The sequence below is a fragment of the Mycolicibacterium confluentis genome, assembly GCF_010729895.1.
Lineage (GTDB): Bacteria > Actinomycetota > Actinomycetes > Mycobacteriales > Mycobacteriaceae > Mycobacterium > Mycobacterium confluentis.
Genome location: NZ_AP022612.1, coordinates 3,552,226 through 3,577,501 on the forward strand (window position 1 = coordinate 3,552,226; position 25,276 = coordinate 3,577,501).

Below are 25,276 nucleotides of genomic sequence, written 5' to 3' on the forward strand. Positions count from 1 at the left end.
CGATCCGTGGATGCCACCAAACAATGAGCTCCCCCGCGACCCGGGGGTCTACAGAGGAGTGAGAGAAATGTCCTTCGCGCAGTTCCGCGACAAACAGAAGCGCGCCATCGGACGTCGGCGCCTCTACGCCCGCATCAACTCGATGCCCGCCTCGACCGTGCGCGAAGAGCTGATCGCCATCGCGCAGCGTTATGAGCGTGAGAACGCCTGACGCGACGCCTCCCATTTTCAGAGCCGGCGGCCCCTAGGGTCCCGGCTCTGTTGTTTTCTGGGCCGAGGTCAGAGGCCGACGGCCTGCCCGTCCCGACGCGGGTCACTGGCTCCCAGGTAGCCGTCGGGCAGACGCCAGATCGCCTGACAACTGCCGAAGGTGTCGGTGTCGCCGACGACGGCCACGTCGTGACCGCGTGTGCGCAACCCGTCGACCGTCGCCGCTGAGAACCCGGACTCGAGGCGCACCCGCATCCCGTGTTCCCACCGGAACCGCGGCCCGTCGCACGCGGCCTGAGGGTTCTGGCCGTGGTCGGCGATACGCACCACCATCTGCAGATGCCCCTGTGGCTGCATGAATCCGCCCATCACCCCGAAACTCATCACCGGAACGCCATGGCGGGTGAGGAAGGCGGGAACGATGGTGTGGTACGGGCGCTTTCGTGGCCCGACGACGTTCGGATGCCCTGGGACCGCGCTGAATCCGGTGCCGCGATTCTGCAGCGAGATCCCCGTGCCCGGCACCACCACACCCGACCCGAAACCGTCGTAGTTGGACTGGATCATCGACACCATCATTCCGGCGGCGTCGGCCGCGGTCAGATATACGGTGCCGCCCTTCGGGGGCCTGCCAGCCGTGACGGGCGTGGCTCGCGTCGGGTCGATCAGCGCCGACCGCTGTCGCAGATAGTCGGGGTCCAACAACCGGTGCGGCGGCACCGACATGTGGTCGATGTCGGCGACGCAGGCCTGCGCATCGGCGAAGGCCAGTTTGATCGCCTCGATCTGCAGGTGCACGCTGTCGGCGGAATCGACTGGGAGCGAGTCCATGTCGAAATGCGCCAGCATGCCGATCGCCATCAGCGCGACGATCCCCTGACCGTTGGGTGGGATCTCATGCAGCGTGTAGCCGCGGTAGTCGACGCTGATCGGGTCGACCCAGTCGGCACGGTGCGCGGCCAGGTCGGTGGCCTGCATCGCGCCACCGTTGGCGGTTGAGTGCGCCTCCATCTTCGCCGCCAACTCACCGCGATAGAAGTCCTGTCCGCCGGTCTCCGCGATGGTCGTCAGTGTGGCCGCATGCTCGGGCAGGCGGAACAACTCCCCCGGCGCCGGTGCTCGCCCACCGGGAAGGAACGCTTCGGCGAACCCGGGCTGTGAGCGCATCGCGGGCACCTGACGGGCCCACTGGGCGGCCACCGTCGGCGACACGAGAAAACCGTTGCGGCCATAGTCGATTGCGGGTTCGAAGATCGAAGTGAACGGCAGTCTGCCGAACCTGGCGTGCAGTTCGGCCCAGGCCGACACCGCGCCCGGCACGGTGACCGAGTTCCACCCTCGTGACGGGATCAGGCCGTCGTGGAAGTAGGACGGCGTCCACGCCTGTGGGGAGCGTCCCGAGGCATTCAGACCGTGCAGACGCTCGCCATCCCACACGAGGGCGAACGCGTCCGACCCGATGCCGTTGGACACCGGTTCCACCAGGGTCAGGGTGATCGCGGTGGCCAGCGCTGCATCGATCGCGTTTCCGCCCTGGGCCAGCATGGCCAGACCCGCCTGCGCCGCCAGCGGCTGGGACGTGCAGACGACGTTGCGCGCCAGAACGGGTGTGCGGGGCCACGCGTACGGCAGATCCCAGGTGAACGGCGGCCCCGTCATCGGTGCAATTCTAGAACCGGTCGCGGCTGGAGGCCTGGGCATCAGACCCACGGCAACCAGGGCTGCCACAACGGAACGCCGTAGAAGCCACGGGGATAGTCATGGAAACCGCCGTACCCGTGGAAACCACCGCCGTAACCGTGGAAACCACCGCCGTGGAAACCCCCATAGCCGTGACCGGCGGGCACGACGTCCCCGCCGGTGGCCGTGGTGACCACCGCAGGCTGGCCCGTGCCGGGGTCGGCCACGGCCACCGGTGCGGCAGCGATAGCGCACGCTGCGGCGCACGCCGCCAGTGCCGTTGTGATGTACCTGATTCCAGTACGCATGATCGAACTCCTTCGAGAATCCTTTGCAGGCTTGCTCTTTCCAGAGTTGCGCTCGCCCGTGGCAGCGCCATCACCGCTGGCCCCCATGGGGACTACCTGCTGGCAGGTACTAGGCGATGGCACGGGCTTCCTTCTCCACGTCGTAGTCGCGCACCCAGGAATGGTTCAGACTCACAGGTTGCGCGGAGTCGAAGAGATGCCCGTTGACCCGCGCGTCGTGCTGAACGCGCGCAGTGTGTTCGCGGCGCAGTGTCTGGTACCGCATCAGAGCGTCGGGGACGTCGGCGGCCGACACGCCGCGCAGCAGGATGGCCAGCGCCAGCGCATCCTCGATCGCCTGGTTGGCCCCCTGACCGAGGTGCGGCAGCATCGGATGGGCCGCATCGCCGAGCAGGGCCAATCTGCCGGTTGTCCAGCGAGGCAGCGGATCGCGGTCGTAGAGACCCCACCTGAACGTGGATTCGACGCGCGAAAGCAGGTGGGCGGTTTCCGGGGCCCAGTCGGCGAACTCGGCGGCCAACACCGCGGGATCACCTGGAGCGGACCATGATCCGAGCATCTCGTCGCCGGCCGGAACAAAGCCCACGTAGTTGACCAACTGACCGGCGCGCACAGGGTAGGTCAGCAGGTGCCGGCCCTCACCACCCCACGTCAGCAGCCCCGCAGGCCAGTTGTGCAGTCGCGCGGCCGGAATCAGGCCACGGTAGGCGACCATGCCGGAGAACACCGGGTCCGCGGGTTCCGCGACGTAGCGCTGCAGCGTGGAGTGAATCCCGTCGGCGCCGATCACGACGTCGGCATGCACGAGGGCGCCGTTGTCGAAGCCCACCACCGCCGAGTCCTCGTCCTGACCGAACAGCACGCAGCGATGTCCGGTGCAGACGGTGCCCGGAGGCAGGGCCGAGGCCAGGGCGGCCACCAGGTCAGCACGGCGAAGTGCGAGTGGCCAGGCACCGACGCTGTAGATCTCATGTGAAACGACGGTCCCGTCCGGGGTGAAGAACTGGAACTCGGGCAGCAGCGAGCCGAGGCGGCCGACCCGCTGGCCGACACCGAGTCGATCGAGAACCCGCTGGCTGTTGTGCTGCAGCGAGACGCCGGCCCCGATGTCACCGAGTCGATGCGCCCGTTCATAGACCCGTACGTTCGCCCCGGTCCGGTGCAACGCGAGGGCCGTCGACAATCCGCCGATCCCGCCGCCGATGATGGCTGCCTTCAGTCTCTTCGTCACGTTCGTCCACCTGCCCGTTCGACGGCTGCTGCCCTCTTCAGGATCAGCAGCCCGCGCAGTGGGTGTCATTGGTGCTGGCACCCATTGCTGCTTCCGGTGAGCCGGAACTGCTGCGGGTGACTCGGGTAGCGGACTACTCGCGACCGGTACCCGTCGCCGTGCCTAATCTCGGTCCACGAACACGCGACGCAGCCTGCGTCCCGGACCGGGGGGATCCGATGACATACATCAGTTGCAGCATCAAGACACTGCCGACCGAACTCGCGGAAGAGGCGGCGGCCAAGGCGATCGAACTCAACCCGGAGAATGCGCCGTCGGCGCAGGACCGGGCCGCGCTGGGCCCGGACCTGCCCTTGTCGGCGATCACCGCACGGCGCTGGCCGAAGTCCGGTGTCCGGTTGAGCGTCAGCTTTCTCGACAATCCCGGCGCCGACCTGCGCGCCCGCATCCTGTCCCACATGAACGCCTGGGGGGCCTGGGCGAACGTGCGGTTCACCGAGACCGCTGGCACCGGCCAGGTCCGCATCGCGCGGAAGGCCGGCGACGGCTATTGGTCCTATCTGGGCACCGACGTGCTGTCAATCGCGACCAACAAGCCGACGATGAACCTCGCCAGCTTCAGCATGAACACGCCGGAATCGGAATTCCACCGGGTGGTGCGGCACGAGACCGGGCACACGCTGGGCTTCCCCCATGAGCACCGCCGCAAGGCGATCGTCGACCGGATCGACCGGGAGAAGGCCATCGTCTACTTCATGCGCACTCAGGGCTGGACCCGGGCGGAGGTCATCGAGCAGGTGCTGACCCCGTTCGACAACTCGGCCCTGATCGCGAGCGCGGCCACCGACCCGACCTCGATCATGTGCTACGGCCTGCCCGCCGAGATCATGAAGGACGGCATCGCCGTCCCCGGCGGTCCCGACATCAACAACCTCGACGCCACCTTCGCCGGACAGTTGTACCCCGGCCCAGTGTCGCCGACGTCGATGTGGCCCAACGGCAAGGTGTATCTGTTCAAGGGATCTCAGTACGTGCGCTACAACGTCGCCGCAGACAAGGTCGACGCGGGTTACCCGCTGCCGATCGCGGGTAACTGGCCCGGGTTCCCAGCGGACTTCGCCAGTGGGATCGACTCCGGCGTGCTGTGGACGAACGGCAAGGCCTACTACTTCCGCGGCAACCAGTACATCCGCTATGACGTGGTCAACGACAGAGTGGACGCCGGCTACCCGCGGCCCATCTTCAACAACTGGCCTGGGTTGTGGGCCGGCGGCATCGACGCCGGTGTGGTGTGGCCCAACGGCAAGGCCTATCTGTTCAAGGGATCTCAGTACGTGCGCTACGACATCGCGGCCGACCGCGTGGATCCCGGCTATCCGAAGCCGATCGCCGGGAACTGGCCCGGCATGCCCGCGGCGTTCGCGCAGGGCATCGACGAGATCGTCGTGTGGCCCAACGGCAAGGCGTATGCGTTCAAGGGATCTCAGTACGTGCGCTACGACATCGCGGCCGACCGCGTGGATCCCGGTTATCCCCTGCCGATCGACCCGCACTGGCCCGGCCTGTGGAGCAGCGGAGTAGGGACACGATGAGCATTGAGCACATCAGCGGGCCCAGCCTGGAGACTCCGCGGCGACGTCGGTTGCGGACGTTCGCGTTCGACCCGATGTCCACGCGCCTGTCGGGCCGGCACCTGACGGTCAGCGTGCCCTACGAGACGGGGTTGGAACCCGGCCCGCGGGGTGAGGCGGTGGAGGTCGTCGACTACAACCCGGTGCACGACACCTGGGCGGCGATGATCGATCTCGACGATCCGTTCGTCCTGGCGCAGGACGGCATGGAACCCGCCGAAGGTGATCCGCGGACACATCAACAGATCGTCTATGCCGTCACCACCGGCGTCCTGGAGCGCTTCGAGCGCTATCTGGGACGCCGGTTCCGGTGGCGCGGGGAGAAGCAACTCCGCCTGGTGCCGCATGCGTTCGAGGGACGCAACGCCTTCTTCGACCCGAAACGGAAAGCCGTGCTGTTCGGCTACTTCCGGGCCGATGCGAACGATCCCGGGGCGAACCTGCCCGATCAGATGATCTTCACATGCCTGTCCTCGGACATCATCGCCCATGAGGTGACGCACGCGATCGTGCACCGGTTGCGGAGGTACTTCTCCGAACCCACCAACCGGGACGTGTTGGCGTCACACGAGGCCTTCGCCGACCTCATCGCCCTGTTCCAGCACTTCAGTCATCGCGACGTGGTGTTCGACGCGGTGACCACCACCGCGGGCGCCCTCGACAAGGGCGGTGTGCTCTTCGACCTGGCCGACGAGTTCGGCAAGTCGACGGGTCGCGGCGCCGCGCTGCGCAGGGCCATCGATCCCGCCGTCCCGCGTGAGGAGCAGCGAACCCCCGAGAGGTTCCGTGCCGCAACCGAACCACACGAGCGCGGGGCATGTTTCGTGGCCGCGGTGTTCGACGCCTTCCTGGATCATTTCGAGGCATCGGTGGCCGATCTGAAGCGGATCGCCAGTGGCGGCACCGGCATACTGCCGCCGGGACGTCTGCATCCGGACCTGGTGAACCGGGTGACCACCGAGGCCGTGCGCTCGGCAGACCGGCATCTGGCCATGGTGGTGCGCGCCTTCGACTACCTTCCGCCGCTGGACGTCACGTTCGGTGACATCGTCCGAGCGGTCGTCACCGCCGATCATGCGCTGTACCCAGAGGATTCACTGCGGTTGCGGGCCGGTCTGGTCGAGTCGCTGCGCCGGCGCGGAATCTGGCCGGCGCAGGTCGCCTCGCTCAGCGAGGAGGCGCTCGTGTGGCCGGGCCCGATCCAACCGCTGAGCCTGTCCCCCGACGTCCCGTTGGCAGATCTCGTCCTCGAGGCGACGATGAACCTCGACACCGACAGCAGACCCGGTAAGCGATGCCCGGACTTCTATCGCAGGCTCCATGCCTGGGCTGCGGGCAACGCGGTGGCATTGGGACTGGACCCGGATTCGGGAACACCCATTGCGGTCGAAAGCGTGCACGTCACATTTCGGCTCGCCGACGATCGGCAGCCCCGTCCCGAGGTGGTGATCCAATTGGTCCAGCGCCGTGAGGATCTCGAGGTTCAGCTGCAGCCGGGGCTGCCGGAGGATGCGCGCACTCCGCTGCGCGCCGGCACCACGCTGATCGCGCGTGTCAGCGGTGAGGTGATCCACGTGGTCAGCAAGCCGCTGCCGTTCACGGTCCCACCGACGGGCACCGACGCTCAGCTGTTCCACTACCTGGGCGCCGAGCGGTTGCACAACCTGCAGAACTGGTTCGGCCAGGTCGATGACGACGACCCGCTGGCCCCGTGGCTGGCCGAACCCGCGGTCAGTCGGCTGACCTTCGCCAACCTGCACGGCAACGACTGACGGGGGTGGGGATGATGGGGAGTAAGACAATCGAAATCCGGATGTACAACGTGGGTTTCGGCGACGCCTTCCGGATCACGGTCCGCGACGACACCGACGTGTGGCGGATGCTGGTCGACTGCGGCAAGCATGCGCACAGCAGTGAGGCACCGCCGATCGCCGACAGCGTCCGTGCCGTGATCGCGGACCTCACCGAGGACTGCGGCGGCACACCGCATCTCGACGTACTGGCCGCCACGCATCGGCACCAAGACCACATCTCCGGGTTCGCCTGCGACGAATGGGCGGACGTCTCCGTCGACACGGTGTGGCTGCCCTTCGTCGAGGACCTCGACGATCCGGACGCCACGGCACTGCGCACCAAGCAGGACAGGGCGGTGAATCAGTTGGAGGCGTTCATCTCCACGCGACTGGCTCTGGCCGTCGGGCGCTCCGGTGAGTCCCGTCGGCTGAAGGAAGCGCAGGCGTTCCTGGTGAACTCGCGGGGCAACGCCGCGGCCGCCGACCGGTTGTTGGGTTGCAACGGCAGCGGATTCGCGGGACCACACGAGGTGCGGTTCTTCCCGAAGCCGGACACCCGCGACGACGTCGTGGAGGTCGGGCGATGTGGGATCGTCGCGCATGTGCTGGGCCCGTCACGTGACCCGGCGATGCTCACACGGATGGACCCGCCCTCGAGCGCGGGTTGGCTGCGCCTGAATCTCGACGACGACACGACGCCTCCGGTGAACAACGGCCGCCCCCTGTTCGCATCCCAGTACACCGTTGCGCGCGAGAGCGTTCCGGCGGAACTGCTGGCCGCGCAGCAGTCCCTCAAGCTGTCCTCGGTCAGTGACGACATGGGCCTGCTGGCCGCGGCGTCGGTGCTGGAGCGGTCGGTCAACAACACCAGCCTGTTCTTCGTGCTCGACGTGGACGGGTTCCGCATGCTCTTCCCCGGCGACGCGCAGCACGGGGCCTGGGAGCACGTCCGCAGCGATCCCGACGCCGACGCGCTGATCAACAGCGTCGACTTCTACAAGGTGGGCCATCACGGCTCGCACAACGCCACCCCGAAGGATTTCGTGCTGGGCGACTGGCTCAACAAGGGTGACGCGATGGTGCCGTGGGGAATGGTCAAGCGTTGGCAGGACACCATTCCCAAGCGGGAACTGCTCACCGCGCTGAAGGACACCCACCACGCCGTCGTGCTGCCGACGCCCGTCGATCCCGCGGTCGACGACGTGCCGCCGCGAGGGAAGCTGGAGCGCAGCGAGCGCTGGGCTCAGTTGACGTTCACTGTGTAGCGGGTTCCTGAGCCTTCTCCGCCATCTCCGTGAATTCGCGCTGGACATCGTCGTCCTCGCGTGCGGTCATGAACGACACCGCGACAGCGAAGACCAAGCAGGCGATGAAGCCGGGGACGATCTCGTACATCGTGTCCGACAGCGCGTCGATCTGGCCCCAGAAGCCGACCACCACGGCACCGGCGATCATGCCGGCGATCGCGCCGGCGGAGGTGAGCCTGCGCCAGAACAGCGACAGGAGGATCAGCGGGCCGAACGCGGCGCCGAAACCGGCCCATGCGAAGCCGACAAGGTCGAGGATCGTGTCATCGGGGTTGAGCGCCAACAGGACCGCCACCACCGCGACCGTCAGCACCCCGAGCCGGCCGTAGGTGACCAATCTCTTCGGGCTGGCCTCTTTGCCGAACGCGCGGTAGATGTCCTCGACCAGAGCCGACGAGCACACGATCAGCTGCGACGAGATGGTCGACATGATGGCCGCCAGCACCGCGGCGAGCACGATTCCGGCGACAAAGGGATGGAACATGATCTGCGCCAGCTCGAGGAACACCGTCTCGGGGTTGTCCAGCGTCACGCCCTCGCGGAAGAAGTAGGCCAGACCCGCGAAACCGGTGGTGATCGCGCCTCCGGCGGTCAGCACCATCCAGCTGATGCCGATACGCCGACCGGCCTTGGCATCAGCCGAGGAGCGCATCGCCATGAACCGGACGATGATGTGCGGTTGGCCGAAGTAGCCGAGCCCCCAGGCGGCCGCCGACACGATGGCGAGGAAACTTCCGCCGAAGAACAGTGAGGTGCGCTGTATTTCGTCTCCGGGGTTGGCCGCGTTGTGTGCGGTGTCGGCGGCTTGGACCAGGTTGACCATCTCACCCGGTCCGCCGGTCGCGATGATGGTGACGACGGGAATCGTGACCAGTGCGGCGAACATCAGCAGTGCCTGCGCGACGTCGGTCAGCGACGCTCCCAGAAAACCACCGAACAGCGTGTAGCACAGGGTGACTCCGGCGATCAGCAGCATGCCCACCAGATACGACGAGCCGAACGACGACTCGAAGAACACGCCGCCGGCGACCATGCCGGACGACACGTAGAACGTGAAGAAGACCAGGATGATCGCGCCTGCCGCGATCCGCAGGACATGCGAGGAGTCCCGCAGCCGGTTCTCGAAAAAGCTCGGCACGGTGATCGAGTTGTTGGCGATCTCGGTGTAGGCCCGCAGACGCGGTGCGACGAACTTCCAGTTGAGCCAGGCGCCGATCACCAGGCCGATCACGATCCACGACTCGACCAGGCCGGAGGCGTAGATGGCGCCGGGGACGCCGAGCAGCAGCCATCCGGACATGTCTGATGCGCCCGCGGACAGCGCGGCGACGGTCGGGGTGAGCTTGCGGCCCCCGAGCATGTAGTCGTCGAGGTCGCTGGTTCGGCGAAAGGCGTAGAAGCCGATCGCGAGCATCCCGGCGAAGTACAGGCCGATCGCCACCAACTGAAACGCGGTGTCGGACATCGAGGTCTCGTTCCGTCGAAGGTTCCGGATGTGCTCGTCGGCTTCGGTATGAGAACGGGACGGCAATCAGGACTTCTGGGCCGATCGTAGGGGAAATGGGCTCGCGCTTTGTCCGGTTCGGCAGAGCGCCCTGTGAAGCCTGCTCAGCCAACGAAAACGGCTCCCGGAGTTGCCTCCGGGAGCCGTTTTACCTTAGTAGCGGGGACAGGATTCGAACCTGCGACCTCTGGGTTATGAGCCCAGCGAGCTACCGAGCTGCTCCACCCCGCGACGGGTGAACACTAGGTTACTGATGCCGCGCCAATGCTCCAAATCGTCTGGTCAGAGCCCTTTTCTGCCCGCGAGGGGCCGCATTTGTACGCACCCCTCGGTGTGTTTGCGTACAGACACGGCCTCTCGTGAGACAGGAATCACAGTGCTACAGCGGGTAGCGGGCCACCTGGCCGGTCCGCAGCACGCCGGCGGGGTCGTAGCGCTCGCCGAGGGCGGCCAACTGGTACAGCGTGTCCTCGTCGTAGCAGCGCGCCAGTCGGGCTGCGTCGGCTGCGGGCGCGAAGTTCGGCAGCTGCCCACCCGTGGACCACTGCCCCACCGAGGCGACCACCGCGGCCGCATGCGCGGCGCCGGGTTCGGCGATCTCGGGGACCGCGGCGCCGATCGTCGTCAGGGTGAACGCGGCGTCGCGGTGGCACAGTGCGCTGCGGTGCGGCGGCGTCTGCGCGAACGCCCCACCGAGTTGGCGCAGTTCCACGATCACCTGCATGCTGCCGGCGTCCGGACCCGCGACGGCCAGCAGCGCATCGACGGCCTCGGCGGGCAGTTCCCGCAGCAGCGCGTGATTCTCGTGCGTCGGCATCGGGTCCACTGGGTCGGCGTGCACCGCGGCGATCGCCGCATAGGGCATCACGCTGACGGCGTCGATCAGCGGATTGGCGGCCTCCCGCATGGGCATCAGCAGGCGCTGCGCCTCCTCGGTGTCCCCGAGGGCCACGTAGCGCACAGCGATGGTGAACCGACCGGCCAGCGGCGGGGGCACATCGGGCGCGTCGGGCAGTTGCAGCAGCGCCACCGAGGTGGTCACGGTCTGCGGGAGGTCGGCGCACCAGCGCCGCCACTGGTGAAGCACCGCGGCGGCATCGGTGCCGTCGAAATACAGTGCACCGCCATAGAACTGCGGGATGGGCAGCAGATCGAACTCGACTTCGGTGACTATGCCCAAGGTCGCCTTGCTGCCGCGCACACCCCAGAACAGGTCGCTGTGTTCCTCGGGCGTCACCCGCAGGATCTCGCCGGTGCCGGTGACCAGCTCGAAGGCCCGGATGTAGTCCGACGACGCCCCGACGCTGCGCACCAGCGGGCCGATCCCGCCGCCGGTGAGGAAGCCGACCACACCGACGCCCGGCGACGAGCCACACAGCGGCGCAAGACCATACGGCGTGGCCGCGTCGATCACCTGCTGCCAGCGCACCCCGGCGCCGACCCGGGCGTATCGGTTCAGGGCGTCGACGGTGCAACTGGTCAGCTCGCCCGTGAGCACCATGATCGCGTCCTGGCCAACGGGCAGCGCGCCGTGTCCGGTTGACTGCACCACCACCTTGAGGCCCTGCCTGGCGGCGAACCGCATCACTTCGGCCACGTCCTGGGCCGACTCGACGAACACCGCGGCGCGCGGTGTCACGGGCACCGCCACATTCCAGGGCTGGATGCGCTGATAGTCCGGGTCGCCGGGCACCGCGACGGTGCCGGCGACGCGGGTCCGCAGGTCGTCAGCGAGCGCGTCGTCGGTGACGGACGTGAGGGTCATTGGTCACTCCAGAAGTCGGGGGAACGAATTGCCCCCACTCTGGCGGTCAGGCCTTGGTGAACCCTTGGTCCGCGGGCGCCAAGAATTCTCCAAGTGCCTCTAAGCGAGGGCGCGGGCCAGCACGGCCACCGACTGCATCCCGATCCGGTCCGCCTCCGAGGCGATCTCCGCCAGCCGCCCGGCAACGGGCTCCCCGGCCACCGCATCCATTTCACAGAGCAGGAGTGCACAGCGCAGCAAAGTGGGTGCACCTCCGCTGAGTTCCGCGATCTGCTGGGCGCGCGCGACATCGGCGCGTGCCGCGGCGGTGTCACCGAGCAGGGCGTGCAGACGTGCGGTGGCCAACGCCACGGGCCCCACATTGCCGACCTGCCCGATGGCGGCGACGCGGCCGGCATAGGGACGCAGGGCATCGAGCAGTGTGGGCGCGAACTCCGGCAGTCGGTGGTCCGCACAAAGGTGCGCGAGCAGTGTGGTGTGACCCAGGTGGGTCCAGACGTGCGGACCGACGTCGACCCCTGCCGCGAGGATCTCGGCGGCCTCGGCGCGGGCGGCCTCATCGCGGCGCAGCGTCAGGAGCATGCCCCTGGCGACTCTGATCATGTCGTCGGACCCGAAGTCGGCGTACGGCGCGAGCAGGGCCCCCTCGTCGATGACCCCGCCGCGCTCCCGCAGCAGCGAGGTCGTCGCGATCAGGCCGCTGCCGGCCTCGTAGAGTTCGGTCTGCTCATGCACGTGCGCCGCGATGGTGTGGTGACGGTGCGCCTCGGTGAAATCCCCTCGCCACACCGCGAGCACAGCCTCCATCCACCGCAATTGGGCGCGCAGCACCGGAAGCCGAAGCTTCTCGCTGCCCTCGATACCGGCCCGCAGATGCCTCTCGACAGCGTCGACGTCGCCGAGGTTCATCGCCGCCATCGTGGCCACCGAATGGGCGATCACAGTGTCCTCGCGACTTCGGCTGTGCCGCAACGCGAGCAGCGTGTCGACCGCCTCCAGACTCGACGCACTGTGCTCGGCCACACCGGAATAGGTGACCAGACGCCCCAGCAGCGTATCCGCGAGCACGTCGGGGTCGCCCGCTTCGGCCGCGAAATCCGCTGCCGCCGAAAGCAGTCCGGCCACCACCGACGGGTCCGGGAGGTAACACAACCCGATCGCGAGTGCGGTGCGGACGCGTGCCGCCGCTCCCCTGTCATCCCGGATCTCCTCGACGGCCCGCATCAGAAGTCCGATCAACTCGGTTGGGTCGCTGCCCGGTGCGAGCCACGGCCATCCGCCGCTGACCCGGATCAGCGCGGCGGCCACTCGGCCCGCGGTGGCCGACCGGGACGACTCAAGCGCCTCGGCCAAACCCGTTGCCGCGGTGTCCAGGACGGTCTGACCTCGGCCGGCCCGACCGAGCGCCTCGAGCATCGCCACCGTCAGCGCGTCGCGTTCGGAATCATCCCTCTCGGCCGCGGGCAGCAGGTCATAGGCGTCCAGCGCACCACGCCACCATCCCGCGGCGGTGTCCGAACTCCACTGTTCCGTGGCCTCCTGGGCGGCGGCGCGGCAGGCCGCGACCACCACCGCGGGTTCCACCAACGGCAGGGCGGCGATCAGATGCTGCGCCCGCCGGCTCACCGCATCACGGGAAGCACTGTCGGCCAGCACTTCCGCGACCTTCGCGTGCAGTCGTTGCCGGCGCAGGGCGGGCATCGAGATCAGCAACTGCTCGCGCAGCAGACCGTGGGCGAACTCGTAGCCGGTGCTGTCGTGCGCGGAGATCAGGATGCGCTCGTCGGCCGCCTCGTCGAGGTAGTCGGCCAGGGTGTCGAGGTCCAGTCGCGTGGTCTTGGCCAGCACCGCGACCGCGGACCCGTCGAGCGTCTCGGCGATCACCGCGGCCGCGCGAAGCACCTGCAGCACAGCGGGATCCAGGTTCGCCAGGCGGCGTTCCAGCACTGACTTGACCGCCGAGGGGATGTCACCGGCCTCGCGCTCCTCGCGCGGCAGGCGGGCGTACTCGGAGACGAAGAACGGGTTGCCGCCGGTACGGTCGGCCAGGACTTCCGCCTCGGCGTCGCTGAGTCTGTCCTCGGGCGACTCCGCGACGTGGTTGGCCAACGTCGCCACCTCGCGGGCCGCCAGTGCGGGCACGTCGATGCGGCGGTTGCGGTCTCCGCGAGCGACGGTGGCCAACAGCCGGCTCAGCTCAGTCCCGTGGTCCCCGTCGCGCACCGTGACGATCACGGCGACGGGCTGATCCCGCAGTGCGCCAGCGATATACGACAGACAGCTCGCCGAGCTGGAATCCGCCCACTGCGCGTCATCGATCACGACCGCGAGCGGGCCCTGGTCACGCAGCAGGGTGTGGATCTTCTCGTAGATGCTGAACCGGGCACTGTCCGGGTCGACACCGTCGGGGACCTGCAGCACGTCGTCGGCGTCGGCGCCCAGCCCGCGCACCAACTGGCGCATGGGCCACCACGGCGGGGTGCCGAGTTCATCCGGACAGTTCACCCACACCACGCGCCCACCCGTGGCCGCGAAGGTGGCCGCGGCCTCCTCGGCCAGACGGGTCTTCCCGATTCCGGGCGGTCCGGTGAGTACCAGCCACCTCGTGGCGCCCCGGATGGCTTCTGAGACCAGCCTTTTGACGACGGCGACCTCGCGGTCCCGCCCGACCAGCAGCGACTGCGGTCCGACGGGCACGGGGGCCTCGACGGTGCTGCTGCTCGGTGTGACGACGGCATCGGCGCCGGACCAGGCCGGCGGACGCGGCCAGGCCGCCAGTTCAGGTGACTGCCGCAGCACCGCGGTCTGCAGGTCACGCAGTTCGGTTCCGGGCCGCAACCCGAGTTCGGCGTCGAGGTGTGCCGCGTGCTCGGTGTAGGCGGTCAGCGCGTCGGGTCCGCGGCCCGCGCGGTACAGCGCAAGCATGTGCAGCCAGCAGGCCCGCTCCCGCAACGGTTCGTCGGCGCGCAGTGCAGCGGCGTCCTCGAGTGCCGCGGCGATGCTCCCGAGCGCCAACAGCGCGGTGACGCGGTTCTCGCGGCACTCGGTGTGCAGTTCGCCGACGCGGACGGCTTCGTCGCGCACCCAGGGTTCGTCGCGCAGATCGGTCAGCAGGCCGCCGCGCCACAGGCCGAGTGCGGCAGTGGTGGCGTCGGCCGCGGCATGCCACCGCCCGTCCGCCACCGCGTTTCGGGCGGCGACGCAGTGGTCGCTGAACTCCGCCAGGTCGAGGTTCTCGGTGGCGAGGTAGTACCCGGGCGCCTGCCGCACGATCGCCGCGGCAGCCCCCTCCTCGCTGCGCAGCGCCTTGCGCAGGTTCGAGATGTAGGCCTGCAGGCTCGCGGTCGCGCTGCCGGGCACGTCGTCGCCCCACACCGCGTCGATCAGGCGGTCGGTGGACACCACCGCGCCACGCGCGAGCAGCAGGACGGCCAGCACGGCGCGCTGCTTGGGCGGGCCGATGTCGATGCGACGCCCGTCGTGCACCACGTGCAGCGGACCGAGCAGGAGGTAGCGCACCCGCTGAGTCTAAGGACCCGCCCCGTGCCGCGCCGAGCGTCCGCGTTTGTACGCGTTCGACGGCGTGTCAGCGTACAAACGCGGGCGCTCGCGGGGGTTTGAAAGCCCCGCCCGCTCGCGGGAACTCCTACTTGGCGTTGTCGTACTTGTCCATCGCGTCGTTGAGCCGCTGCAGCGCCTCACCGTAGTCGGCGAAGTTGCCGCTCTGCTGCGACTGCCGCACCGCCTCCATGGCCGACTTGATCTCCTGCAGGGCCGCAGACTTCGGTCCGGAGAGTTCCACCGGCCCGCTCGGACCTGGCACTGCCGCCGCCGGAGTGGGCACCTCAGGCACATTGCCCTGCGGCACATCGGCGTTGGCCGGTGACGCGGGCTTGTCTGCGGGAGGAGTGCTGCCGGGGGCGGGTGCGGGACCGGTCGCGGTCACGCCCGCGCCCTTGCCGAAGATCTCGTCAAGCGCGTCACGGACCGTCGGCCCGTACCCGACCTTGTCGCCGTACAGCATGGCCACGCGGATCAGGCGGGGATACGACGACGCGGCGTCGGTGTTGCCCGGCGAGGCGTAGACCGGCGCGACGTAGAGCAGACCGCCCTGGCCGACCGGCAGGGTCAACAGGTTGCCCCAGCGGATCCGGTTCTGGTTGTCACGACCGATGACACCCAGGTCCTGGGTGACCGCGGTGTCAGTGCTGATCGCGGTGAAGGCCAGCTTGGGACCGCGAACCGCGTCACCCGGAATGGTGAGCACGGTGATCCTGCCGTACGTCTCCGGGTCGGAACTCGCGCTCATGTAGGCGGCGAGGAACTCGCGGCGGAACCGGTTCATCGCGCTGGTCAACTGGAAGGACTCCGAGTTGTTGTCCAGCGCAATGTTCCTGGCCACGATGTAGTACGGCGGCTGATAGCTCGAGGCCGTCGGGTTCGGATCCAGCGGGACGTCCCAGAAGTCCTGCGCCGAGAAGAACGTGATCGGGTCGTCGACCTGATACTTCGCCAGCAGCGCACGCTGAACCTTGAACAGGTCCTCCGGGTACCGCAGGTGCTCCTGCAGTTCCTTGGAGATGTCCGCCTTGGGCTTGACGGTGTCGGGGAAGACCTTCATCCACGCCTGCAGCACGGGGTCGGTCTCGTCCTGTGCGTACAGGGTGACCTTGCCGTCGTAGGCGTCGACCGTGGCCTTCACCGAGTTGCGGATGTAGGACACCTGCTTGTCGGGGATCAGGCGGTTGACCGCCACCTCGTTGGAGTCCACCGTGGTGTTCGACAGCGAGGTCAACTCCGAGTACGGGTAGTTGTCCAGCGTGGTGTAGCCGTCGACGATCCACACCATCCGCTTGTTCACGATCGCCGGGTACACGCTGGTGTCGGCGGTCAGCCACGGCGCCGCGGCCTTGACGCGCTCCACCGGGTCGCGGTTGAACAGGATCTTGCTCTCCGGTCCGATCACATTGGAGAACAGGAAGTTCCGTTCGGCGAACTTCGCGGCGAACACCGATCGGGCCAACCAGTTGCCCAGCGGCACACCACCGGATCCGGTGTAGGTGTAGTTCTTGGTCTCGGTGTTGGTCTCGTAGTCGTACTCGCGGTCGGCCCCGTTGCTGCCGACGATCGCGTAGTCCGACGGTGCGGCCGCGATGATCGGGCCGAAGTAGACGCGGGGCTGATCCAGCGGGGCGGGTCCGGGTGACACCACACCGCCGTTGGCGCCGACGACGCTGGCCAGGAACTCGGGGTAGCCGCCGTTCTGGTTGGGGTCGTTGGCGATTCCGCGCACGGTGTTGGCCGGCGAGGCGATGAAGCCGTTGCCGTGGGTGTAGACCGTGTGGCGGTTGATCCAGTCGCGCTGGTTGTCGGTGAGCCGCTCGGGGTTGAGTTCACGTGCGGCGACGACGAAGTCACGCAGTTCACCGCCGGGCAGCGAGTACCGGTCGATGGACAGGTGCTCGGGGAAGCTGTAGAAGTTCTTGCCCTGCTGGAACTGCGTGAACGCGGGGCTGATGATCGTGGGGTCCAGCAGTCGGATGTTGGAGATGGTGGCGCGGTCGGACGCGATCTGCTGGGCCGACGTCGGCGCGTCGCCACTGTAGTTGCGGTAGGTCACGACGTCGTCGGTGAGCCCGTACGCCTGTCGCGTGGCGCTGATGCTGCGACTGATGTACTCGCTCTCCTTCTGAGCGGCGTTGGGCTTGACGCTGAACTGCTCGACGACCAACGGCCATCCCGCGCCGACCACGAGCGACGACAGCAGCAGCAGCACCAGGCCGATCGCCGGGATGCGCAGATCGCGGAGCACCAGCGCCGAGAACACCGCCACGGCGCAGATCAGTGCGATCGCCAGCAGGATCAGCTTCGCCGGCAGCACCGCGTTGATGTCGGTGTAGCCCGCGCCGGTGAACGGCTTGCCCCCGCGCGTGTGGCTGAGAAGTTCATAGCGGTCCAGCCAGTAGGCGAGCGCCTTGAGCAGCACCATGACACCGACGAGCGCGACCAGTTGGATGCGGGCGGCCTTGGTGACCACACTGCCGCGGTTGGCCAGCCGAATGCCGCCGAAGATGTAGTGCGCCACCAGGTTGGCCGCCAACGCGAGGAACACCGCGAAGAACAGCAGGGACAGGACCGTCCGGTAGAACGGCAGGTCGAAGGCGTAGAACCCGAGGTCCTTGCCGAACTCGGGGTCGGTGACACCGAAGTCGCCGCCGTGCAGGAACAGCTGGATCTGCTTCCAGTTGTTCTGCGCCACGAACCCGGCGATCAGCCCGACGAAGGCGGGGACGCCGAGCCCGATCAGCCGGAGCCTGGTCAACACCGTCGTGCGGTAGCGCGCGACGGGATCGTTGGGCCCGGCGGCCGGGACGAACACCGGCCGGGTGCGATAGGCCAGCGCCAGGCCGGCGAACACGATCGCGCCCATCAGCAGGAATGCCGCGAGGAACAGCACGAGGCGGGTGACGATCTCGGTGGTGAACACCGAGCGATACCCCAACTCGCCGAACCACAGCCAGTTGACGTAGGTGTCGATCAGTCGTGGACCGAGCAGCAGCAGCACCACGGCCACAACTGCGATCGCTATCAATACTCGACTACGCCGAGTCAGGTTCGGCATCTTTGCGGCCGGCCGCATTCCCACAGGTGGACTCCCGGTCAGTGCTGATCAGACAGTGCCCCAACTGTACGCAACGTCCGCACGCACCGACCGAGGCGCCCGACTAACAGCGCGGAGGTTCGCCACCGGCTGAAAGGGTGTTCAACGCGTCGACCGCCCCGGCGAGCGTCTCGACCTTCACCAGTTCCATGCCGTCCTGGGCACCTGAGCGCGCCTCGTCGCAGTTCTCCGCCGGTGCCAGGAACACCGTCGCGCCGGCCTCCTTGGCGGCCAGCATCTTGTGCGTGATGCCGCCGATGCCACCGACTTTGCCGTCGCCGCCGATGGTCCCGGTGCCCGCGACGAACTCCCCGTGGTTGAGATCTCCGGTGGTCAGCTTGTCGACCACGGCGAGGCTGAACATCAGCCCCGCCGACGGACCGCCGATGTTGGCCAGGTTGAAGTCGATCGAGAACGGCGCCCACGGCGCGTCCCGGACACCCACCCCGACGTAGCCGTAGTCCCGGTCGTCGTTGGATCCCAGCGTGATGGTCGCGGTCCCGGGCGCTTCGTTCTTGCGGCGGAAGTCGACGACCACCTGATCGCCCGGTTTGGTCTTCTTCAGCAGTGACGTGAAGGCCTCGACGTCGGCGACGGGCGTGCCGTTGACGGCGTCGATCGCGTCACCCGAGGACAGCTTGCCCTTGGACGGGCCGTCGTCGTTGACCGTCTCGACGGTGACGGCCCGCGGGTAGTCGAGGAAGCCCAGCGCGGCGTACTCGGCGGTGTCCTCGGAGTTCTTGAACTCCTCCTTGTTGGCCTTGTCGACGTCGTCGCGGCTCTTCTCGGGCGGGTACACCAGATCGCGCGGGACGAGCTGTTCGCGGCCCGACAGGTACATCGTCAGCGCCTGGCCGAGCGTCAGCCCGTCGCGCTGCGACACCGTGGTCATGTTGAGGTGTCCCGAGGTGGGCTTGACCTCGGTGCCCTCGATAGCGACGACCTGTTTGCCGTCGTACTCACCCAGAGTGTTGAACGTGGGTCCGGGCCCCAGCGACACGAACGGCACAGTCACCACCGCCAGCAGCGCACCGAACACCACGATCGGCACCAGCGCGACCACCAACGTCAGAATCCGCCTGTTCACGCCGCCCAGATTAACCACGCGGGTTCACTGAGAGCGTGACCGGCGGGCGCGCAACCCGTTGAACCGGTGAGTACCGTTGAAGCCATGTCCGACCAGCCCTTCGGGTTCTCCCCCGGCGACGATCCAGACCGCGACAAACGCAAGAAGGATTCGGGCGGCCCCTCCGATCCGTTCGGGTTGGGCTCAGGAGACATGCCCGACCTTGGGCAGATCTTCACCCGGTTGGGCCAGATGTTCTCCGGTGCGGGCACCGCGATGTCCAGCGGCACCAGCAGCGGCCCGGTCAACTACGACCTGGCGCGCCAGTTGGCCAACAGCTCCATCGGCTTCGTCGCGCCCATCCCGGCCGGCACCACGGCCGCCATCTCGGACGCCGTCCGACTGGCCGAGACCTGGCTCGACGGCGCCACGGCGCTGCCCGCCGGCACCACCAAGACCGCCACCTGGACGCCGACGGACTGGATCGACAACACGCTCGACACCTGGAAACGCCTGTGCGATCCCGTAGCCGAGCAGATCTCCACGGTCTGGGCCTCAGCGCTGCCCGAAGAGGCCAAGACCATGGCGGGCCCGCTGCTGTCGATGATCTCCCAAATGGGCGGCATGGCGTTCGGTTCGCAGCTTGGTCAGGCGCTGGGCCGGCTGTCCCGCGAGGTCCTCACGTCCACCGACGTCGGCCTGCCGCTGGGCCCGGCCGGCACCGCCGCGCTGATGCCCGAGGCCGTCGAGGAGTTCGCGTCCGGACTCGAGCAGCCGCGCAGCGAGGTCGTGACGTTCCTGGCGGCGCGTGAGGCCGCGCATCATCGCCTGTTCAGCCATGTGCCGTGGCTGTCCAGCCAGCTGCTCAACACCGTCGAGTCCTACGCCAAGGGCATCAAGATCGACATGAGTGGCATCGAAGAACTGGCCCAGGGCTTCAACCCCGCTTCGATGACCGACCCGGCGGCCATGGAGCAGCTGCTCAACCAGGGCATCTTCGAACCCAAGACCACACCGGAGCAGGCCGCCGCGCTGGAACGGCTCGAGACGCTGCTCGCCCTGATCGAGGGCTGGGTGCAGACCGTGGTGTCCGCGGCCCTGGGCGACCGGATCCCGGGCACCGCGGCGCTCAGCGAGACGCTGCGTCGCCGTCGTGCCAGCGGCGGACCGGCCGAGCAGACCTTCGCCACGCTCGTCGGACTCGAACTGCGGCCACGCAAGCTCCGTGAGGCCGCAAGCCTGTGGGAGCGGCTGACCGAGGCCGCCGGCATGGATGCCCGCGACGCGGTCTGGCAGCACCCCGACCTGCTGCCGTCGGCCTCCGACCTCGACGACCCCGCGGGCTTCATCGACCATGTCATCGGCGGCGACACCAGCGGCATCGACAGCGCTATCGCCGAACTGGAGAAACAGCTTCGCGACGAGGCGGAGTCCAAAGACCCCAAGGATCCCGAGGACCCGCAGGCCTGACCTGTGGATCGCTGACCACGCGGCACCCGGTCCGCGTGGCACAGTCCGGCCATGACGCGCCGGATCAGCCTCGACCCCTCGATGCCCGTGCTGCTGCGGCCCGACGGCGCCGTGCAGGTCGGCTGGGATCCCCGGCGCGCCGTCCTGGTCCGCCCACCGCGCGGCCTCACCGCCGGCGGCATGGCCGGGGTGCTGCGCCACATGCGCTCCCCCGTCGAGGTCGGTGACCTCACGGCCGAAGCCACCCGCCTGGGCCTGACCGACGCAGGAGAACTGACCGCCCTGATCGACGCCCTGGAGTCCGCGGGCGTGGCCAGCGCCGACGCACCCCGCAGAACCGGACGCGCGGCCGCCATCCGTGTGCACGGTCGCGGTCCGCTGACCGACGTGCTGGTCGACGCACTGCGCGGCACCGGTGTGCGCGTCAGCCACAGCAGCCAGCCACACGCCGCGGTCCGGGCCGAGAAGACCGACCTCGTCGTCCTCGCCGACTACCTCGTCGCCGACCCGCGGATGGTGCGCGACCTGCACGCGGCGCAGGTGGCGCATCTGGCGGTGCGGGTGCGCGACGGCACCGGGGTGGTCGGACCGTTGGTCATTCCGGGCGTCACCAGTTGTCTGGTGTGCGCCGATCTTCACCGCATCGACCGCGATGCGGCGTGGCCTGCGCTGGCGGCGCAGCTTCGGGACACCGTCGGCATGGCCGATCACTCGACCGTGCTGGCCACCGTCGCGCTGGCGATGGGTCAGGTGCAGGCGGTCGTCGCTGCGGTCGACGGGTCAGCGACGCATGCCGCCGCCCCCTCCAGCCTGTCGGCCACCCTGGAGTTCGACGTGCGTGCCGGCAGCATCGCGACGCGCCGATGGCCCCGGCATCCACGGTGCTCATGTTGAGGCACGGCGGGTCCTTGGTGCCGCGAGCTCTCGCAGCGCACCCAGAAACAGCTCGTCCATCCGCGGGCTCAGTTCGGCCAGCGCCGCGCCGCTGGCATGGCTGACCGAGCCGAAGACGCGTTCCAGTGCCTCGGCCTCGGTGGCGGAGCCGACCGAAAGGCACAGACACGCAACGCCATCCATCCGGAGCTCTTCGAGTGCCCGGCGCGCGTCGGCCTCCGCGTACCGGCCCTCGTAGCCGTCGTCATACGGGTGCCCGTCGGAGAGCACCAACAGCAACCGGTTCGGGGTGCCGGCCTGTTCCTTGAGGATCTCCCCCGCACCCCGGATCGCCGCGCCGAGGCGCGTGTAGTCGCTCGGCTGAAGCTGGTTGAGCCGGGCCCGACTGAGAGCGCTGAACCGCTGCTCGAAGGACTTGATCGCGGGCAGGTGGACGGCGTTTCGCCCTTTGGAGCGGAAGGCGTAGACCGCGACCCGGTCACCGAGATCCTCCAGCGTCGCCGCGATCGTGGCGGCCGCCCGCCTCTGATGGTCGTGCACGGCAAGGCCTTCCGGGTCGGCATCGGTGGCCGATCCGGAGGCGTCGAGCAGGATCAGAACCCCGAGATTGCGGGCGATCCTGCGGTGCTCGGTGTACACGTGCTCCGGCGGTGAGCAGCCCGACCGGAGTTCGACGGCGAAGTCGGTGAGTGCCTCGATGTCGAGGTCGTCGCCATCGGGTCTGCGCCGCAACGCCTTCGGCCCCAGACCGACTCGGGACAGCCGTCGCCGCAGGACCTCGTCGTGCGCGATGCCTGCCGCGGAGACGTCCGCCGCCGCGGTGAACGGATAGTCGATGACGCGGCACCAGTCGGGCCGGTACTGCTGCTTGAAGACGTCCCACTCGGGGTGCAGAGCGCCGCCGACACCCACGGCGGCACCGGGATTGGCGTGGTCGGTGAAGTGGATGCGGGTGGGCGCCGGACGCGCATCGGGTCCGGCCGAGCGCCCGCGCCTGGCGGCGCCGACCCGCAACTCCGCACCGCCGGGGTTGTCCGCCGTCGAACCCGAGGAGGTGCCGAGCAGCTTTCGCAGGAAGTCGCCGACAGACTGGGAGTTGAACAGCGGATTGTCGAAGAGTTTGAGGATCCGGCTCTCCTCGGCTGGGCCATCGTCATCGTCATCGTCTTCGTCTGCGGCGGTGACGATCTCGAAGCGCAGGTCGGCCTCCGTTGGCGGCGTGCCCGCTGGCCCGGACGGTGACGACACCTGACCCGGCTTGAGGGCGCCGAACCACGCGGGTGGGTCGGGCACCGGCGTACGGCCGCGCGCCAGGTCGAGGGATTCGGCCGCCGAGGACGTCCACGGCGCGCCGCCGGGATGCACCTCGGCCGCCAGCGGCACCCGGGCGGCCAGGTCGGTGAGCACGCGGTGACCCTCGATCGCCAGGTAGCGACGGGCCCACGCGGCCCGAACCCGCAGGGGCCGGATCAGGGCAGGGTCGAGACTTCCGGCACCGAGCAGGCCGCTTTGGACCAGGACCTCGCGGCGCTGCAGATCCACCGACCCGTCGCGGGTGACGAACACGACCCGGCCGTCGGTGTGCGCGGGCTGCCCCGCGGGTGCCTCCGCGACGTCGACGGAGCGACCCGCGAGGTGCGTGGCCAGCAGTCGGAGGTGTTCGGGGCCCGGCGAATCGGTCACGGTCGTGGCAGCAGGGCCTCGACCAGTTCGCCGAGCGCTCGGACGACGTCGCGGTCGTCGGAGAGCGCCTCGACGATTCCGGCCCGCACGGCGCGGCGCAGGCTCAGACCTTCGGCGACCAGACCCCCGGCCAGGATGAGCATGCGCGTCGAGGACACCTCGCGCAGCGGTGACCCGTCGATGTTGCGGATCGCGGTGCCGATCGACACCAACACGTGCGCGGTGGCGGCGTCGACTCCGGCCTCGTGCGCGACGATCTCGGCCTCCACCTCCGGCGGCGGGAAGTCCAACTCGATGGCCACGAACCGCTGCCGCGTCGACTCCTTGATGCTCTTGAGCACGCTCTGGTAGCCGGGGTTGTAGGAGATCACCAACTGGAAGCCGGGGGCGGCGGACAATGTGGTGCCCAGCCGGTCAATGGGAAGCTCGCGGCGGTGGTCGGCGAGCGGGTGGATCACCACCGTGGTGTCCTGACGTGCTTCCACGATCTCATCGAGGTAGCAGATGGCACCGGTGCGCACGGCCCGCGTCAGCGGTCCGTCGACCCACACCGTCTCGCCGCCCTTCAGCAGGAACCGACCCACCAGGTCCGCCGACGTCATGTCCTCGTGCCCCGCGACGGTGATCAGGTCCCGGCCGAGTTCATGGGCCATGGCCTCGATGAACCGGGTCTTGCCGCACCCAGTCGGGCCCTTCAGCAGGACCGGTGACCCGCGCCGCGCGGCCGCCCGGAAGACCTCCGCCTCGTCACCGACGGAGCGATAGAACGGTGTACCAGTGCGGTTTTCGACGACGACGCCGTTATCGGTGAGCAACTCAGCCGCGCCCTTCATGCGGCACCACCGCCGGCATCTCCACACCGTCGGGCAGGACGAGTTCACCGTCGGTGTTGACGTAGCCGGAGTGCTTGGTGGGGATGGGCAGCGACGGGTCGGGGCACGGCCGGTCGGTGCCATCGCCGCAGATGCCGGAGGTGAAGTACGAGCGCTTCTGCACGTCCTCGGGCCACGGGTCGGCATGCGTGGCCATGAACTGCGCCGGAACGATGTAGAACACGAAGAACGAGGCACTGACCGCGGCGAAGATCGCCAGGAACCGGACGAACTGCTGCTTGGCGAAACCACCGCGGACGTTGTCGAGCCCCTTCTCGACGACCGTGCGGCCACGGTCATCGGTGAAGAAGCGCAGGCAGCACAGCGCGGCCTGCACGCCGCCCCACATGAGTCCCTCGTAGATGGGCCACTGGTAGTAGGTGCCCGCGTTGATGGACAGCGACTGGATGGCACCGGGGAAGGTGTACATGCCCAGCGGCATGAGGATCAGGCCCTCCATGATGAAGTCGAAGACGAACCCGAATGCGAACGCGACCCCGATCAGGCCCTTGGTGCCGATGTTCGGCCAGCGCTGCTGGGCCTTGCGCATGAACCAGCAGCCCAGAATCGTGCACAGCAGCACGCCGAACGCGTAGCCGGACACGTTGATCCCCAGCGGTTCGGCCACCTGCGCACCCGGCCGTTCGGGCGACATCCAGCCCGGGACGTGAGGCGCCCACGAGCCCATGTTGAAGGCCCAGGCGTTGTAGGTGCACCACGTGTTGATGTAGTTGAGCAGCGGGTCCTGGAAGAAGAACAGGCCCGTGGACACCATGATCATGCCGTCGAGGGTGATCCGCCGCTCACGTCGCCACGGCCGGATGATGAACCACCAGATCGCGACCGGGAACAGCGCCGGCGAGCCGATCTGCCACATCATCAGGGCGATCTTCATGAACGTCGGCGGATCCGTCGGCCCGGGATCCACCGGCGTGAAGTAAGGGCCGGTGATCCACCGGATCCACACATAGACCTGGAGGGCCAGGATCAGCCCGCCGGCCGTGGCCCAGATCTTGACCCGGCGCGCCGAACCGGTGACCGACGTCGGCCCATGGAGGTTGCCGACCGTGCTCAGGTCCTCCGAGATCGCAGGCTTCTTGTCCGACAGTTCACTCACACCGACCCCTCCATCCGTCGCGCACCGAAAGCGCGACCCCCGGAAATATACCCATGAGTATCTGGATGACTCAATGGGTTCTGA

General features: G+C 68.3%; 17 protein-coding genes and 1 tRNA gene. 6 read left to right on the forward strand and 12 right to left on the reverse strand.

Features of this window, described 5'->3' with window-relative positions; genetic code table 11:
• Positions 1–67: 67 nt before the first annotated feature.
• Positions 68–211 (forward strand): hypothetical protein, encoded by a 144-nt coding sequence (locus G6N34_RS27625; RefSeq protein ID WP_165763628.1) that lies wholly within the window; start codon positions 68–70, stop codon positions 209–211.
• Between the two features lie 68 nt (positions 212–279).
• Here the strand turns inward: G6N34_RS27625 and G6N34_RS16745 are convergent, their stop codons facing one another.
• The 3 genes from G6N34_RS16745 to G6N34_RS16755 form a co-directional block, all read right to left on the reverse strand.
• Positions 280–1,869, reverse strand: coding sequence for a gamma-glutamyltransferase family protein (locus G6N34_RS16745; protein ID WP_085148590.1), 1,590 nt, complete (start codon positions 1,867–1,869; stop codon positions 280–282).
• 41 nt (positions 1,870–1,910) lie between these two features.
• Positions 1,911–2,198: a hypothetical protein gene (locus G6N34_RS16750; protein ID WP_197746687.1), complete on the reverse strand. Its 288-nt coding sequence runs from the start codon at positions 2,196–2,198 to the stop codon at positions 1,911–1,913.
• Positions 2,199–2,307: 109 nt separating this feature from the next.
• On the reverse strand, positions 2,308–3,429 hold the full coding sequence (locus G6N34_RS16755; protein ID WP_163645416.1) for an FAD-dependent monooxygenase: 1,122 nt from the start codon (positions 3,427–3,429) through the stop codon (positions 2,308–2,310).
• A 218-nt stretch (positions 3,430–3,647) separates the two neighbouring features.
• Here G6N34_RS16755 and G6N34_RS16760 point away from each other — a divergent pair, with 218 nt between their 5' ends.
• The 3 genes from G6N34_RS16760 to G6N34_RS16770 are packed head-to-tail and all read left to right on the forward strand — an operon-like array spanning position 3,648 to position 8,118.
• Positions 3,648–5,021 (forward strand): hemopexin repeat-containing protein, encoded by a 1,374-nt coding sequence (locus tag G6N34_RS16760; RefSeq protein WP_085148596.1) that lies wholly within the window; start codon positions 3,648–3,650, stop codon positions 5,019–5,021.
• Positions 5,018–6,832: a gluzincin family metallopeptidase gene (locus G6N34_RS16765; protein WP_085148618.1), complete on the forward strand. Its 1,815-nt coding sequence runs from the start codon at positions 5,018–5,020 to the stop codon at positions 6,830–6,832. Before G6N34_RS16760 ends, G6N34_RS16765 begins: the two co-directional genes overlap by 4 nt.
• 14 nt (positions 6,833–6,846) lie before the next feature.
• Complete coding sequence (locus tag G6N34_RS16770; protein ID WP_133057706.1) at positions 6,847–8,118, forward strand: ComEC/Rec2 family competence protein; 1,272 nt, start codon at positions 6,847–6,849, stop codon at positions 8,116–8,118.
• Here G6N34_RS16770 and putP read toward each other — a convergent pair.
• The 6 genes from putP to G6N34_RS16800 all read right to left on the reverse strand — a co-directional run bounded on the left by putP (position 8,108) and on the right by G6N34_RS16800 (position 19,177).
• Entirely contained in the window at positions 8,108–9,625 is a 1,518-nt protein-coding gene (gene putP / locus G6N34_RS16775) for a sodium/proline symporter PutP (RefSeq protein ID WP_085148624.1), read from the reverse strand. The genes G6N34_RS16770 and putP overlap by 11 nt on opposite strands.
• Before the next feature lie 196 nt (positions 9,626–9,821).
• Positions 9,822–9,895, reverse strand: a tRNA-Met gene (locus tag G6N34_RS16780).
• 148 nt (positions 9,896–10,043) lie between these two features.
• The gene (locus tag G6N34_RS16785; protein ID WP_085148627.1) at positions 10,044–11,429 is read right to left on the reverse strand and encodes an FAD-binding oxidoreductase; all 1,386 of its coding nucleotides are present in this window, start codon (positions 11,427–11,429) and stop codon (positions 10,044–10,046) included.
• A gap of 99 nt (positions 11,430–11,528) precedes the next feature.
• Positions 11,529–14,948, reverse strand: a complete 3,420-nt coding sequence (locus tag G6N34_RS16790; protein ID WP_234812727.1) for an ATP-binding protein — start codon at positions 14,946–14,948, stop codon at positions 11,529–11,531.
• Between the two features lie 127 nt (positions 14,949–15,075).
• Positions 15,076–18,075, reverse strand: coding sequence for a UPF0182 family protein (locus G6N34_RS16795; RefSeq protein ID WP_085148630.1), 3,000 nt, complete (start codon positions 18,073–18,075; stop codon positions 15,076–15,078).
• Between the two features lie 79 nt (positions 18,076–18,154).
• Entirely contained in the window at positions 18,155–19,177 is a 1,023-nt protein-coding gene (locus G6N34_RS16800; RefSeq protein WP_085148633.1) for a YlbL family protein, read from the reverse strand.
• An 84-nt stretch (positions 19,178–19,261) separates the two neighbouring features.
• Between G6N34_RS16800 and G6N34_RS16805 the strand changes: the two genes are divergently transcribed.
• Positions 19,262–20,626 (forward strand): zinc-dependent metalloprotease, encoded by a 1,365-nt coding sequence (locus G6N34_RS16805; RefSeq protein ID WP_085148636.1) that lies wholly within the window; start codon positions 19,262–19,264, stop codon positions 20,624–20,626.
• 51 nt (positions 20,627–20,677) lie between these two features.
• Entirely contained in the window at positions 20,678–21,520 is an 843-nt protein-coding gene (locus G6N34_RS16810; RefSeq protein ID WP_085148638.1) for a bacteriocin biosynthesis cyclodehydratase domain-containing protein, read from the forward strand.
• Here the strand turns inward: G6N34_RS16810 and G6N34_RS16815 are convergent.
• Genes G6N34_RS16815 through G6N34_RS16825 form a run of 3 tightly spaced genes read right to left on the reverse strand, consistent with a single transcriptional unit; the run spans position 21,512 to position 25,192 of the window.
• Positions 21,512–23,203, reverse strand: a complete 1,692-nt coding sequence (locus tag G6N34_RS16815; protein WP_085148641.1) for a nitric oxide reductase activation protein NorD — start codon at positions 23,201–23,203, stop codon at positions 21,512–21,514. The two genes, G6N34_RS16810 and G6N34_RS16815, sit on opposite strands and share 9 nt — an antisense overlap.
• Positions 23,200–24,036, reverse strand: a complete 837-nt coding sequence (locus G6N34_RS16820) for a CbbQ/NirQ/NorQ/GpvN family protein (protein WP_085148643.1) — start codon at positions 24,034–24,036, stop codon at positions 23,200–23,202. The genes G6N34_RS16815 and G6N34_RS16820 overlap by 4 nt, the downstream gene beginning before the upstream one ends.
• A complete protein-coding gene (locus G6N34_RS16825) occupies positions 24,020–25,192 on the reverse strand; it encodes a spirocyclase AveC family protein (RefSeq protein WP_085148646.1) in 1,173 nt (390 codons plus the stop codon). Before G6N34_RS16825 ends, G6N34_RS16820 begins: the two co-directional genes overlap by 17 nt.
• Between the last annotated feature and the right edge of the window lie 84 nt (positions 25,193–25,276).